Below are 13,541 nucleotides of genomic sequence, written 5' to 3' on the forward strand. Positions count from 1 at the left end.
ACCCCGGGCCCCTCCCCACGCTGGGTTTTTTCTTTTTGGGGGGCGGGCCGCCGATGTGGGGGGGGGCGCTGGCGCGCCCCCCGCCGTGCGGGCAAGGGGCCGCGCAGGCGGCCGATCCGCTGAGCCCCGCCGAGGAGGCGGCCTTCCGTGCCCTGGTACTGCGCGAGCAGCCCGGCTACCGGGCCCGAGGCTGGCGCAGCGCCCTGCGGGGCGCCTGCGGGAAGGTCGTCGCGCACCTCAGGATCCTGGAGTAGTCCGCCGCCTCGAGTTCCGCAGAACGATTCACTTCGGGGCGGGGGACGAATTTCCTGATGATTCGTCATATCTGTAAGGCGGGCTGCTCGTTCGGGTCTGAACAAGTGATTCTTCCGGCCGATGGGAGGAGCACATGGAAACGGGCATCCCGGCCCGCCTGTGGGAGGCCGACACCCCAGGTGGCCCCGAGGTGGCTTTCGTCCGAGACAGCGATGTCCCGCGCCACCTGGACACCCTGCCGGACGGCAGCGAGACGCTGGTCATCGGCGATGTGGAGGGTGCCGCCGAGTCGGGACACCGCCAGGGCCAGAACGACTACGGCTTCCTCGGCACCTGCGGGCTGTGCGCCTGCGAGGGCGTACTGCGCTGGTTCGGTGTCGAGGTCACCGAGCACGACGTGGTCGACCACGCGGTCCGCAACGGCCTGTGCCACGTCTCCGACGTCGCCGCGGAGTGCGGCGGCACCACCATGGAGCAGCAGGCCCGGATCCTCAGTGATCTCGGGGTGCCTGCGGCCGTCGTGGAGTACCGCTCCTTGGAGGAGCTCGCGATGATGCTCGAAGAGGGCCGCGCCGCGATCATCGCCGCGAACGCCGGTGTGCTGTGGAACGACGCCGACTACTGGGACTACGGGCAGGCCAACCATGCCGTGCGGGTCACCGGTGTCGCCAGGGCCCCGGCCACCGGGGGAATCCAGGGGTTCTACATCAACGACAGCGGCACCGGTCAGGACGCCCGCTTCGTCAGCGCCGCCGACCTGACGGGGGGCTGGCTGGAGGCCGGGGGGCTCGCCGTCGTCACGGATCTGGTCTGCACCGGGCGCGGTGACACGATCGGCACGGCCACGGATGTGGCGGAGACAGCAGAACAGCATCAGCGAGCGACGAGGACGACACCGTGAACAGCTCCCGCCCCGAGCAGCCGGCCGCAGGCCGTTCCACGCCGTACGGCCAGGTGCGCAAGGAGTTCACCACGCACCGGCTCACCCGTGACGAGGTGCCGGTCGGGCACACCGTCTCGCTTCCGCTGCCCACCCTCCGCTGGGCACGCCCCGGTTACGCCGCCTTCGCCGCGCCGTCCCGCCGGGAGCCGGGCCGCCCGCAGATCCTCGGCGCCCCCGACCGCTGGTGGGTCATCGACGCTGAACGGCACGCCCTGCTCACCTACAACCTCACCGCCGTGGCGAGCTTCACCGGCGCCCCGCTCACCGGTCCCCTCACCCTGGCCCCCGTCGGCCGCCCGGTCGCCTCCGTACGGGAGGAACTGCGCATGTTCGACGAGGTGATGGCGCAGGCCGCCCCCCGGTTCCTGTACGGCGAGGCAGCCTCCCGCGCCGAGCGGGACGAGCTGGGTGAGCTGCTGCCGCTCGTGCTCCGCGCCGAACTGCTGCCCTGGTACGCGGCGCTCACCCCGGACTTCTTCGGCTGGCTCGGCATCGACCCGTCGCAGGAGGTGCACCCCGATGACCGATGACAAGCCCGTGCCCGCCGAGCGGATCATCGCCGACGCGCTCGCGCTGGCCCAGGAGTGCGGCTGGCGCCCCGCCGTGGAGTTCGCCGCCGCTCTGCCCGCCGCCGACGATCAGGCCGTACGGTTCTTCGCCGCCGCCGGCGACAGCGGGGCCGAGCAGCTGCGCTGCCGCCTGGCCGAACGGCCCGGCGCGGCGCAGATCAGCGTAACCCCGCTGGAGGACATCGACGCCGACGCCGGGCTCGCCCTGTACCCCAACCGCGCCCTGGCCGTGCTGCGTTGCGGTGAACTGCTCACGCCCGCCGCCGTCGAGGCCGCCGCGGCCATTGTGCGCAGGCCCGCCGGCAGCGGCCTCGCAGTACTGAGCCACGCCGAGGTCCTGACCGGCCCCGACGACCTCGACCTCGTCCAGCGCGGCATCTGGCGCACCCTGTTCGCCGACGCACCGCTCGCCTGGGCCGGACAGGACCTCGCCGAGTACGGGGTGCTGCTGTGGGCCGATCCGTCGGCCGAGCCCGCCGCGTTCCTGGCCGCGCGACTCGCCCGCGACGCGGACCGGCTGGCCACATGGTCGGACGGCCCCGGCGCGGCGGGTGCCGAGCTCCAGGCCCGCCGCGCGGCGCACCTGCTGGACCTCATGGAACACGCCGCCGACACCACCGAGCACCAGCAGCCCGCCACCGAAGCCCGAACGGCCGCCCGCCGGCTCACCCGGGCGCGCACGCAGGCCGGGGAACTGCGCCGGCGCTGGCTCAAACGGCTCGACGAGGACCGCGCCACACTGAGCCGGCAGCTGGAGGCCTCCCTGGACGTCTTGGAGCAGGAACTGCTCAGCGCCCTGCGCGAGGCCGCCCGGCGTCAGCCGCGCCACGCCCAGCCGGTGCGAGACCGGTTGGACCGGGAGCTGTGCAGATGGGCCGCGGCCACGCGCGAACTGGCCGCGCGCCGCACAGCCGAGCACCACCGCGACCTCGTACGCCTCGCCGACGAGCTCGACTGGGAAGTGATCGACGGCGTCACAGAGGGCGAAACGCCCTGCAGGGAACGGCTGTTGAGCGGTGGCCGCTTTGCCGTCGGCTTCGAAGGACTCGGCGCCGTGGCGCACCCCACCGCTGATCGCCCGGCTCAGGGCGGCCTTTCCGCATGGCCGTCGCGCGCCGCGGTGGGCGCCGCGATCGGTGTCGGCGCGGCCATCCTGGCGAGCGACGACCCGCAGCTCGCCCTCGCGCTCGGGACGGCCGGCGCGGCAGGCGGTGCGGCCAGCACCTACTTCGCGGGACAGGAGAGCGGACGGCGGGCGGCGGCCGAGGCCCGACGGGTCGTCGCCCAGCGCGTCGGAGAGATCCGTGACACCGTCCGCGACCGGCTGCGCGGCGCGGCCGAGTCGGCCCGCACGGAGGCCGCCGCCACATTCGACGCCCTCGACCGGCAACTCGCCGCCGCCGTACGCCGTGCCGAGCAGCACGCGGCCGGGGCACCCTCCGACACAGCCCTTGCGACACCACGCCAACGCCTCACCGAGCTGCGGGACCGCCTGCGGGCGGCGACCGGAACCTGAACGGGCCGGACCGCCCGTTCTTGCTCCCCTCTCCCCGGGCCCGGCCTGCTCGCTCCGCACACCGCGAGCGCCTCCGGTGCCCCGCTCACCGTGAAAGGAACGTCCCCATGCCGCAGCCAGAGGAGAGCGTCGTGCCCAAGACGCCCGCCAGGAGCACGCTCGGTGACAAACTCCGCCCCGCCGTCGAAGCCGCCCGGACCAAGGCCGGTGGCGCGATCGACGGCCTGACCGGGATCGCCCAGGCGCTCAGCATGACCGAGACGTCGGCCGGGCTGCGGGAGACCGCCCAGCAGCTGCGCGCCGACACGTTCAAGATCCTCATCATGGGCCGCTTCAAGAACGGCAAGTCGACCCTGCTCAACGCCCTGCTCGGCGGCACGACCAGGCCGGTCGAGCTGCACGGGCACCAGGGGCCCATGATCGTGGACGATCTGCCGGCGACCGCGGTCCTCACCGAGGTGCGCTACGCCGATGAGCCGTATGTGCGCGTCTGGTCGAAGGAGGGCAAGAGCGAGACCTGGACGCTCGGCCGCTATCTCAACGAGTCCGCGCTCGGCGTGGACCGGGAGGAGAACAAGGAGCGGTTCGAGGCGATACGCCAGTTCGAGATGGGTTTTCCCGCACTGCTGTGCGCCGACGGGTTCACGATCTACGACTCGCCGGGCCTGGAGGACGAGGGCGAACTCGACGTGATCACCCTGGAAGCCGTACGTCGCTGCGATGTCGCGATCGTCGTCTACAGCACCAGCGCCGCCATGGGCAAGGGCGAGCGGATGAACGCCGCCAAGGCCGTCGACGGCGGCGCCAGGGTCTTCTCGGTGGTGAACCTGTGGGACGGCCGCCCCGTCGACGAACGGCTGCGGGCGTTCATCTGGAACCGGTACGTGCACGAGGAGCTCGGCGGCCCCAAGTACACCCCCGAGCGGGACCTCACCGCACAGGGCCTCTTCTTCGTCGACGCCCGGGCCGCCCGCAAGGCCCGCTACGGAGGCGACGAGACGGACGCCGTACGCTCCGGACTCACCGACTTCGAGCAGTATCTGGGTGCCTATCTGCAGCGCGAGCGGCTCCAGATCCACCTGAGCAAGTTCGCCACTCAGGCCGGGGGCCTCGCCGACGGCATCGAACAGCACATCGGGCAGCGGCGGGCCGCGGTGGCCGCCGACCAGCAGCAGCTGCTCGCCGCGTACCAGACCGTGCAGCCGCGCCTCGACGAACTGTCCACGCGCCCCGGCAAGCTGGCCCCGGTGTTCCGGCGGGCGCGCCGCGAGGCGGAGGCGACCTTGTCCGCGAGTTTCCAGTCGCTGCACGCCCGTATCCTCCAGGACCTGCCCGGCCATCTCGAGACCGTGCAGCCGCCCACGGGCGACAATTTCCTGAAGGTCTTCCAGCAGAAGCAGCTGGTGAAGGAGCTCTACCAGGAGGTGGGCAGCCACCTCGACAACCAGGTCATGCAGTGGGCGACGGAGCAGGCGCTGGACGAGATCGGGCCGGTGCTCGAGAACCTGACCGAGGAGATCGAGGCCGAGGCGACGCTCATCAGCGCCAAACTGGAGGACATCCACCTGGAGCTGACCGGCTGGCGCCCCGAGGCCAGCGGGAAGGGTGTGGTCACCACCAAGGAGAGGCTGCTGACCGCGGTCGGCTCGGTCCTCCTCGGTGACCTCCCCAGCGCCCTCGGCGGCGGTGCGGGCGGACTGCGCGGCGCGGTGGGCGCGGCCGTCGGCGGCCTGACCGCGGGGTTCGTCCTGGCCGTGGCGGGGCTTGTGGGCACGGCGGTGTTCTGGCCGGTGGCGCTGGCGGTGGCCGCGCTGGGCAGCATCCTCGGCGGCGGTTCGGGACTGGTGAAGAGGGCCAGGAGGAAGGTGCTGGCCGACGCCGAGGCACAACTGCCGAAGATGCGGGCGGCGCTGCTCCCGAAGATCGCCGAGGAGCTGGGGCGCAACTTCGACGCGATGGAGTCGGCCGTCACCGCCGAGTTCCGCAAGGTCGTGGACGAGGAGCGGCGCAACGTCGAGGACATCATCAAGCTCAACCAGGCCGATCGCGCCGCACGCGCCAAGACCCTCACAGAGCTGGAGGCCTTCGCCGGGAAACTCGCCGAGCACCGGACGACCCTCAAAGCGGCCCTCACGGTCGCCAAACAGGGGTGAGCGCGATGACGTACCCCTGGGACGGCATCCCCACGCCCGAGCTACCCGCGGCGCTGCGGCGGCAACTCGCCGAGCAGCATGGCGAGGCGTACGCGGCCGAGGTGGAGCGGACCGTGCTCGCGGGCGTGCGGAGGGCGCAGGCGCCGGGCGCGACCGTCGTGTTCGGCGGGCACTTCAGCTGCGGCAAGTCGACGCTGCTCAACGCGCTGCTGGGCCGCGACCTCCTGCCGACCGACGATTTTCCCGAGACCGGCGTGGCCTGCCGGATCATCAGCGGTCCACGCGAGCGTGCCGTCGCCGAGACGGTCGACGGCGACGTCGAACTCGCCTTCGGGCGTGCTGCGCTCTCCGGTGTCGTCTCCCTCGTCGGCGCGGACGGCGAGTACCGCGAGGCCGTCCATGCCGTGCGTGAGGTCCGCGTGACGGTCACGGACGGCGGACCGGCCGCGCAAGGGTGCTGCTGGATCGACTCGCCCGGCATCGACGACACACCCGCCGTGCACGAGCGGGCCGTGCGGATCGCCGATACCGCCGACGCGCTGGTGTGGGTGGTGGACTCACGCCGGCCGCTGTCGGTCGGTGAGGCCGAGTTCCTGCGCGAACACCGGGAGCGCACCGGGACGGGCGCGGCGCTGTTCGTCGTCAACGCCTTTCTGCCCGAGGACACCGCGGCGGGCTGGGGGCGGTTCCTGAGCCGCGCCGACTATTTCCGCGCGCGGATCGCCGCGCTCGACGACGCGGCCGCCGAGGTCGTGTTCGTCTCGGCTCGGGCGGCATCCGGCGGCGCGGACCGCGGGCCGGACTTCGGCCTCAGCGAGGTACGTCAGCACCTGGACGCCCTCGGCCTGCGCACACACCCTCAGGTGCGTGCGGTACGACTGCGCCGAGCCGCCCTGGTGCTCGACCGGCTCGCCGACGAGACCGCGGACCGGCGCACCCGGCTGCACCGGGAGAACCGGGCGAGCGAGCGCCGCAGGGCCGAGCTGGAGCGGAAGGCGGCGGCGGTACGCGCCGAACGGATGCGGGACGGGACAGCGCGGCTCATCGCGAAGTGCTTCGAGCGGCGCGGGTGCGAGGTGCGGCGGTGCGGGCCCGCAGTCGCCGCCGAAATGGGCGACAGCGGCCCCCTGTCACGCGACGGACGGTACGCCGCCTCGCTCAACCAGCGCGTCGAGAAGATCTGCGAGGCCCTCGCCGACGACCTCATGACCGCCGTCACGAAGGTGGCGCAGGAGGAGCAGCACCGCCTGCCCGGCACCGACGTACGGACCGCGCTCGGCCGCACGCTCCACCCCGGCACCCTGACCCTCAACGTGCCCGACACCCCGCTCGGTGTGGCCCGCGGGGGAGCGGGCGGGGCGCTCGGGGCCGCCCTCGGCACCCTGCTGCTGCCCGGGGTCGGCACGGTCCTCGGCGCGCTCGCCGGGTCGTTCACCGGGGCCGCATCCGCCGCCGAAGTCGCCGTGGGCCGCGACCGCGAGGGCGCGAAGGCCGACGCCCTGCGCGCGGCCGAGGACGCGGCGCGGGTCCTCGAGGCCAGAAGGCCCGCCGTGACCCGCCTGTTCACCAAGGCCTGCACCCCGCTGCCGGTGCCCGCGCCCGCCACCGACCCCGGGCCGACGGCCGCGCTCGGCCGGCTGCACGACCATCTGCGGGCGCAGGCGGAGCGGCTGACGGCAGCCGCTGCGCAGGTGCCCGCACCACGGGCCGACGGGACGGTCGTGTCGGAGGACATGAGATGAACGGTGTGGTCGGAGTCATCGGGGTCGACCCGCAGCATCTGAGGACCACGGTGGTGCTCCGCGAGGGCGACGGGCCGGCCGCCCGGCTGGCTCCGGTCGGGGACGGCGTGCGCCGCTGTGTCCCCAACGCGGCCGACGCGGACGGGCGTTGGGGCAGCGAGGCCGCGGCGCAGCGGCTGGCCGGGGCACGGCCCACGGACGCGGACACCGAACTGTACGGGTGGCGGTGCGATGCCTGGTCCCCCGAGTTCCGGGCCGGACTCCACCGCCGCCTCACCCGCTACCTCGGGGAGGTGCCACCGGTTCCGCTGCACGGCTACCGCACGTGCGTGGCGGTCCCGCCGTCCGGCCCGGCCGAGGCGGACGAGTGCTGGCCGGAGGCCGAACCGGTCGGCCCGACGGATGCGCTGCTGTGCCGCTGGCTCGCGGGCGGCCCGGGTGCGCGGGCGGTCGTGTCTGTTGCCGTGGGGGACACGTGGAGCCTCACCGGCGCGTACCGCCTGGAGGACACAGCGGACGGGCCGCGAGTCACCCGCGTGGGCACCCTGCGGCGCGCCGACGGGACCGGCACCTGGCGCAGCGCACTGCTGCGGCGCGTGCTCGACCGCTGCCCCCCGGCCGTCCTCGGGCCGCTGGTCCTCGCGGTGCTGGACGGCGTCGAGGACTTCGCGACCGGGCTCCGGCTCGGCGCCCCGGACCGCCAGGTGACCTGGGCGGGGCCGCTGGCCGACATCCTCTACACCCCCTTGAAATTGACGCCACGTCAGTTCATGGCGGGCCCCGAGACCGGGCCCGCCGTAGCCGGTCTCACCCTGGCGGTGCAGAGCGCGGTACGGGACCTCGGCGCGGGCGCCGGCGACGCGGAGGCGCCGCTGATCGTGCTCGGCGGCCCGGGTGCCGTGTGGCCGCTGCGCTTGGTGCTCTCGCCCCGCCTCGGCATCCTGTGGCAGAGCACGGATCCCTGCCTGGACCTGGCATGCGGGGCGAGCTGGTGGCCGAGCCTGCGGGGACGGTTCCGGGGGAGATCCGACGGGAGCGGACAGGCGGGGCCGGCGGCCGGTGGGGCAGGGGCGACGAGCGCTGCCGGTGGGCTCGGCGCCGCCGGCGGCCCTGACGGTGCGCAGGGCATCTCCGGTCCCGGTGAACCCGTCGGCCCCGGCAGCCTTGCGGGCACCGCTCCCTGCGGCACCTCCCCGTACGACGACATCCCGCCCTGGCAACGCCCGTAGTGCGCAGGCAGCACACACTCGTGGATCCGCGCTCCTGCCTGCCGTGACCGGCGCCGCCGAACCCTTCGCCCCCGAACCCACGCCGCCACGCGCCGACGTGAAGCATCCGTACGAGGCCGACACGGAATCCCGAGCGCCTCGTACCCCGGTAGTCCCCTCCTCCAGCAGTCCCGTCCCCCGGTGCTCCCGCGCCACCGCTGCCGCACGCGGCATCGCCCCGCCCGCGGCCCGGCGCCCGCCGAACCGTCCGCCCTGCCTGCCCCGTCATCCGCCGGAGGCCCCGATGACCACGCTCCCCGACCCTCCCGCCCTGCCCGCCGTCACCCCCGCCGGGGCCGTGCCGGCCGACGCCCTCGGCCTCACCGAGGCGTTCGACGCGGCCTGGGCCGCCGAAGACCTGCCCGAACTCCTGCTCGCGTTGCTGGAACGCCGCCACCTGACCGCCTTCGAGCCGTCCCGCTGGCACGTCACCCCCGCCTCCGACGGTGACGCCCGGCCCCTGCTGCACGAGGTGCTGGGCCTGGGCCGCCCCCGCGCCCAGGTGCCGCCCGGCCCCGCGATGACCCAGGTCCTGACGGCCTGTCACACTCCGGGCCAGGCAACTGTCTCCGTTCTGTTCGGCGACGGCACCGGCCACCGGATCTTCTTCGGCGGGCGGCGCACCGCCGGTGCGGGCGGCGGCAGCGCCACCGACTTCCTCGCCGGACAGGCAGGCGCACTGCAGGCGCACTTTCCCGGACTGCGCCTCGGCCCCGCCCTCCCGCTGAACGGCACCGGCGGCCCGGACCGGACCGCCCTGTCCGATGTGACGTCCTTCCTGTACTCCGCGCCCGCGCTCGCCGTCGTCACCGGCATCCCGTCGGCCCGCACCGACGTCGCCGGACGAGCGCTGCAGAGCATGGACCGGCTGGCCGCGGCGCTCGGCGGCCGCCGCTACGCGCTGGTGACGGTGGCCGAACCGCTCGGCGCCGACGTGCTCGACGAGACGCTGGACCGCACCCGCAGACTCCGCGGTGACACCCACGCCCATGCGCGGCGCACCCTGACCGTCAACCGGGCCGACGGCGTCTCGGCGTCCCACGGCGAGTCCCGCGCGGAAGGCGGAGCACAGGGTGCTCTCGCGAACGCGGCCGGATATCTCGCGGTGCTGGGCGCGTTCTGCACCGCGGCCGGCAGTCTCGTCGTGTCCGTGTCGCGGCGCCGTGCGATGGGCCTCGGCGGTGCCGCCATGACGGGGCTCAGCGGACTGCCCGCCGCCATGGCAGGACCGTCCCGCTCGACGACGAGCGAGACCGGGACAAGCCGCACCGTGACACGCGGCGCCGGCATGGAGGTCCTCGACGCGAACGCACAGGCCTGCGAGGAAGTGCTCCAGCGCCACCTCGACCGGATGACCGGGGCCAGAGGCGACGGCTGGTGGCGGCTTTCGGTGTACGTGGCCGCCGACGGCGACACCACCCTCGCCGCGGTCACCGGCGCCCTGCGCGGCATCTGCACGGGCCCTGGTACCGAGCTCGACCCGATCCGCGTTCTGCGTGCCGACCCGTGGGCCGTCCGCGCCGCCATGACCGGCGCCCGCTCCCTGCACCTGCGCTCCGCCCTGGGCGGACCCGCGCATCCGCTCGGCGCGGCCTTCGACTCCCTCGGCACCTGCGTCACCTCCGCGGAACTGGCCGTCCTGACCGGTCCGCCGCAACGCGAGATCGCCGGGGTGCCGATGCGGGAGGCCGGCGAGTTCGCCCTCACCGCACCGCCTGGGCCCGACGACCCCGGTGCCGCCGTACACCTCGGACAGCTGCTCGACACGCTCGGCCGGCCACTGCAGCCCGTCACCCTCACCGCCGAGGCCCTCAACCGGCACGTCCTCATCGCCGGGATGACCGGCTACGGCAAGACGACCACGGCCAAGGGCATCCTCATCCAGGCCCACACCCGCCTCGACGTGCCGTTCCTCGTCATCGAACCGGTCAAGGCCGAGTACCGCGCCCTGGCCGCCCACCCCGAACTCCGCGGCCGCCTGCGCGTCTACGCGATCGGCACCGACGGCGTGCTCCCGCTGCGTCTCAACCCCCTCGCCCCCGTCGACTCCGTTCCCCTGCTGCGCCACATCGACTTGCTCAAAGCGGTCTTCAACGCGGCCTTCCCGATGTTCTCCGGCATGTCCTACGTCCTGGAGGAAGCGCTCCTGGAGGTGTACGAGGAGCGCGGCTGGAACCTGCACACCTCCCTCAACGACGCCCTCGGCACCAACCCCTCGGCCGAGGACCGCGCCGCCCTCACCCCCCGCCTGCGCGACCTGCACGACAAGATCGAGGAAGTGCTGCAACGCCGCGGGTACGGCCCCGAGGTGCACCAGAACCTGGGCGCCGCGCTGCGCTCCCGTATCGGCAGCCTCCTCGTCGGCGCCAAGGGCCTGGCCCTGGACACCCGGCGCAGCCTCGACCCACGCGACCTGTTCGAACGGCCCTGCGTGGTCGAACTGCGCAACCTCGGCGACGACGAGGAGAAGGCCTTCGTCATGGCCCTGCTCCTCAGCCTCCTGTACGAACACGCCGAGTCGCGTCAGCGTCTGCCCCGCCCCGACGCGCCGAGCAGCCTGCGCCATCTGACCCTGATCGAGGAGGCGCACCGCCTGCTGCGGGCCGGGCGCGGCGCGGCCGGTGCCGAATCACCCGACGCCCAGGCCAAGGCCGTCACCCTGTTCACCGACCTGCTCGCCGAGATGCGCGCCTATGGAGAGGGCTTCATCGTCGCCGACCAGATCCCGTCCAAACTCGCCCCCGAGACGCTCAAGAACTCCAACGTCAAGATCCTGCACCGGCTCACCGCCCATGACGACCGCGCAGCCGTCGCCGCCGCCACCAACCTCGACGACGCCCAGAGCCGCCACCTCGCCGCCCTTCCGCCCGGCGAGGCCGTGGTCCACGACGACCGCATGCACGCGGCGGCGCTGACCGCCATCACCGCGCAGCATCCCGACACGGTGCCCGGCACCGTCCCCGACAGCGCCGCCGACCGCACGTACCTCCACCGCAACGCCGCCTGCGTGAAGTGCCCCCGCCCCTGCACCTACCGCCCGACCGCCCGTCACCGTGCCCCCGCCGACCCCGCACTCCTGACCTTCTTCGAGGCGGTGCTACGGGAGACCGATCCGGAGCAGGCCTGGCACGCCTGGACCGGCTGGCGCGACGCCTGGCGGACCAGCACCCGTGTCCAGGACGAGGAAACCCGTACGGGCCGCCTCTACTGCACCGCCACCCAGGCCGGCCACCGCTGGCTGCGCACCCGCGAGGACGACCGAGCCCGGGCCGCCGACGGCACCGTCCGCCTCCCTGCCCCCGACCGCCTCCTCGCCGTGGACCACGCATCCCGCGCCCTGGCCCGCCTCTGCGCCGCCTGGCTGGCCGCCGACACCCTCGACGAGAGCGCCCGCACGCGCTACACCGACACCGGCCGCTCCCTGCGCACGCTCGTCGCCGACAACCCGGTGAACCCCCGCCCCGGCTGCGTCCACTGCCCGGCCCGCTGCCTGTACGAACCCCAGGCGGCCCGGCACCTGCCGGCCCTGGCCGAGAAACTCGCGGCCCGGGCCACCGCCCCCACCACCGCGTCCCAGCGCGCCCGCGCCCTGGAACGCGCCGCCGCCGAGGACCCGGCCCTGCACCCCACCTGGACCGCGCTCCCCGACGCCACAGCCCGCCGCGACCTGCTGTACTGCCTGGTCGCCCAGTCCGTGTCCCACGAAAACCAGCCGACCCCCGACGACGTCCTGCAGGCCCTGAGCGCCGACCCTGCCGTCCCGGCCCCACGAGACTGAGCGCCGACCTGCTCCGGTACCCACGGGGTCGCGGCATGTCATGGCCGCGTGCTCATCCCCGGCGAACTGGGCGATTCCCCCGGCACACACCATCGCCAGGAGGCCCTGGAAGCCTGGCCGAGAGCACACGGGAACACGGCATACCCCCCGTTGGCCGAGTACGCCGACCAGTGCACCGGGAACCTGTAGGACGGACCCGACATGGAGCACGCGATGCCGACGAGAATCCTGCTGGAGGGACGCCCCGGTGTGGGCAAAACGACCATCGTTCGCCGATTGGCGGGGCTCCTGCGCACCCGGAGGGCTGTCGGCTTCACCACGGAGGAGATCCGGCACGGCGGTGCCCGGAGCGGTTTCGCGCTGGAGACACTGGAGGGCGGTCTGCGAGCCGTGCTCGCCCATGTCGACTTCCCCGGTCCACCGCGGGTGGGCCGGTACGGCGTCGACCTGAGCGTCATGGAGCGGCTCGCGCTGCCGCCGCTCAGGTCGGCTGCGGCGGATCCTGCTCCTGGGGATCTCGTGCTGATCGACGAGCTCGGGCGTATGGAGGTGGCGTGCACCGAGTTCCAGGACACGGTCCGGCGCCTGTTCGAGTCCGACATCGACATAGTCGCCACGGTCCATGCACACCGTGACCCGTTCACCGACGCCCTCAAGCAGCGCCCCGACATCACCCTCGTCCACGTGACCCGGACCAATCGGGACGCCCTCCCCGGGGATCTGGCAGCACAGCTCGAGGGGCCATGACAACCGTCACTCCCTCGTTCCCTCGGCGCCAAAACCGTTCGCCAGACGGGGCGGCGCCCTGCTTGGCTCACCCCATGAGCGATCTCCACATCCGCTTCGCCGGCCTCGCGGACATCGACACCGTGCTGCAGTTCTGGCGCGAAGCCGCGGAAGGAACGAGCATCAGCGACGACCACGACGGCGTCGCCCGGCTCATCACACGAGACCCCGAAGCCCTGCTCCTCGCAGAGCGCGACGGCATCCTCGCCGGAACCGTCATAGCCGGCTTCGACGGATGGCGGTGCTCCGCCTACCGACTGGCCGTACACCCCGACCACCGGCGGCGAGGCGTCGCCACCGCCCTGCTGGAAGCCGCAGAACAACGCTTCACCGCCCTGGGCGGACGACGCGTCGACGCCATGGTCCTGGAGGCCAACGAACAGGCCCACCACACATGGGCCGCCACCGGCTACCACCGCCAGGACCACTGGCAGCGCTGGGTGAAGCCGCTCACCGAGTGAGACACCGAGCCGTCTTTGCCCATCCTTTACCATAGAGGGAGCACTCGGCCCTCTGTGAAAGGTGTGAGCG

General features: G+C 73.5%; 10 protein-coding genes. All 10 read left to right on the plus strand.

Going from position 1 to position 13,541, the window contains the following annotated elements:
- Positions 1–254: hypothetical protein (locus ABT288_RS28285; protein ID WP_351613340.1), on the plus strand; the 254-nt coding region annotated here is incomplete at its 5' end.
- A 134-nt stretch (positions 255–388) separates the two neighbouring features.
- Complete coding sequence (locus tag ABT288_RS28290; protein WP_351613342.1) at positions 389–1,156, plus strand: hypothetical protein; 768 nt, start codon at positions 389–391, stop codon at positions 1,154–1,156.
- On the plus strand, positions 1,153–1,728 hold the full coding sequence (locus tag ABT288_RS28295) for a hypothetical protein (RefSeq protein WP_351613345.1): 576 nt from the start codon (positions 1,153–1,155) through the stop codon (positions 1,726–1,728). The genes ABT288_RS28290 and ABT288_RS28295 overlap by 4 nt, the downstream gene beginning before the upstream one ends.
- Complete coding sequence (locus ABT288_RS28300; protein ID WP_351613348.1) at positions 1,718–3,283, plus strand: hypothetical protein; 1,566 nt, start codon at positions 1,718–1,720, stop codon at positions 3,281–3,283. The genes ABT288_RS28295 and ABT288_RS28300 overlap by 11 nt, the downstream gene beginning before the upstream one ends.
- 107 nt (positions 3,284–3,390) lie before the next feature.
- Positions 3,391–5,436, plus strand: a complete 2,046-nt coding sequence (locus ABT288_RS28305; RefSeq protein WP_351613351.1) for a dynamin family protein — start codon at positions 3,391–3,393, stop codon at positions 5,434–5,436.
- Between the two features lie 5 nt (positions 5,437–5,441).
- A complete protein-coding gene (locus ABT288_RS28310) occupies positions 5,442–7,178 on the plus strand; it encodes a dynamin family protein (RefSeq protein ID WP_351613354.1) in 1,737 nt (578 codons plus the stop codon).
- Positions 7,175–8,407 carry a hypothetical protein gene (locus ABT288_RS28315; RefSeq protein WP_351613356.1) on the plus strand — a complete coding sequence of 411 codons (1,233 nt, stop codon included), beginning with the start codon at positions 7,175–7,177 and terminating at the stop codon, positions 8,405–8,407. Before ABT288_RS28310 ends, ABT288_RS28315 begins: the two co-directional genes overlap by 4 nt.
- A gap of 283 nt (positions 8,408–8,690) precedes the next feature.
- Positions 8,691–12,224 carry an ATP-binding protein gene (locus ABT288_RS28320; protein ID WP_351613359.1) on the plus strand — a complete coding sequence of 1,178 codons (3,534 nt, stop codon included), beginning with the start codon at positions 8,691–8,693 and terminating at the stop codon, positions 12,222–12,224.
- Positions 12,225–12,437: 213 nt separating this feature from the next.
- On the plus strand, positions 12,438–12,971 hold the full coding sequence (locus ABT288_RS28325; RefSeq protein ID WP_351613361.1) for a nucleoside-triphosphatase: 534 nt from the start codon (positions 12,438–12,440) through the stop codon (positions 12,969–12,971).
- 74 nt (positions 12,972–13,045) lie between these two features.
- Positions 13,046–13,471 (plus strand): GNAT family N-acetyltransferase, encoded by a 426-nt coding sequence (locus tag ABT288_RS28330; RefSeq protein ID WP_351613364.1) that lies wholly within the window; start codon positions 13,046–13,048, stop codon positions 13,469–13,471.
- Positions 13,472–13,541: the final 70 nt, after the last annotated feature.

The sequence above is a fragment of the Streptomyces sp. NPDC001093 genome (assembly GCF_040298985.1).
In the GTDB taxonomy this organism is placed as follows: domain Bacteria; phylum Actinomycetota; class Actinomycetes; order Streptomycetales; family Streptomycetaceae; genus Streptomyces.

Excerpts from the sequence above, each read along its gene's own strand:
- ABT288_RS28290 (WP_351613342.1), top strand. The coding sequence starts at position 389 with ATGGAAACGGGCATCCCGGCCCGCCTGTGGGAGGCCGACACCCCAGGT.
- ABT288_RS28300 (WP_351613348.1), top strand. The coding sequence starts at position 1,718 with ATGACCGATGACAAGCCCGTGCCCGCCGAGCGGATCATCGCCGACGCG.
- ABT288_RS28305 (WP_351613351.1), top strand. The coding sequence starts at position 3,391 with ATGCCGCAGCCAGAGGAGAGCGTCGTGCCCAAGACGCCCGCCAGGAGC.
- ABT288_RS28310 (WP_351613354.1), top strand. The coding sequence starts at position 5,442 with ATGACGTACCCCTGGGACGGCATCCCCACGCCCGAGCTACCCGCGGCG.
- ABT288_RS28315 (WP_351613356.1), top strand. The coding sequence starts at position 7,175 with ATGAACGGTGTGGTCGGAGTCATCGGGGTCGACCCGCAGCATCTGAGG.
- ABT288_RS28320 (WP_351613359.1), top strand. The coding sequence starts at position 8,691 with ATGACCACGCTCCCCGACCCTCCCGCCCTGCCCGCCGTCACCCCCGCC.
- ABT288_RS28325 (WP_351613361.1), top strand. The coding sequence starts at position 12,438 with ATGCCGACGAGAATCCTGCTGGAGGGACGCCCCGGTGTGGGCAAAACG.
- ABT288_RS28330 (WP_351613364.1), top strand. The coding sequence starts at position 13,046 with ATGAGCGATCTCCACATCCGCTTCGCCGGCCTCGCGGACATCGACACC.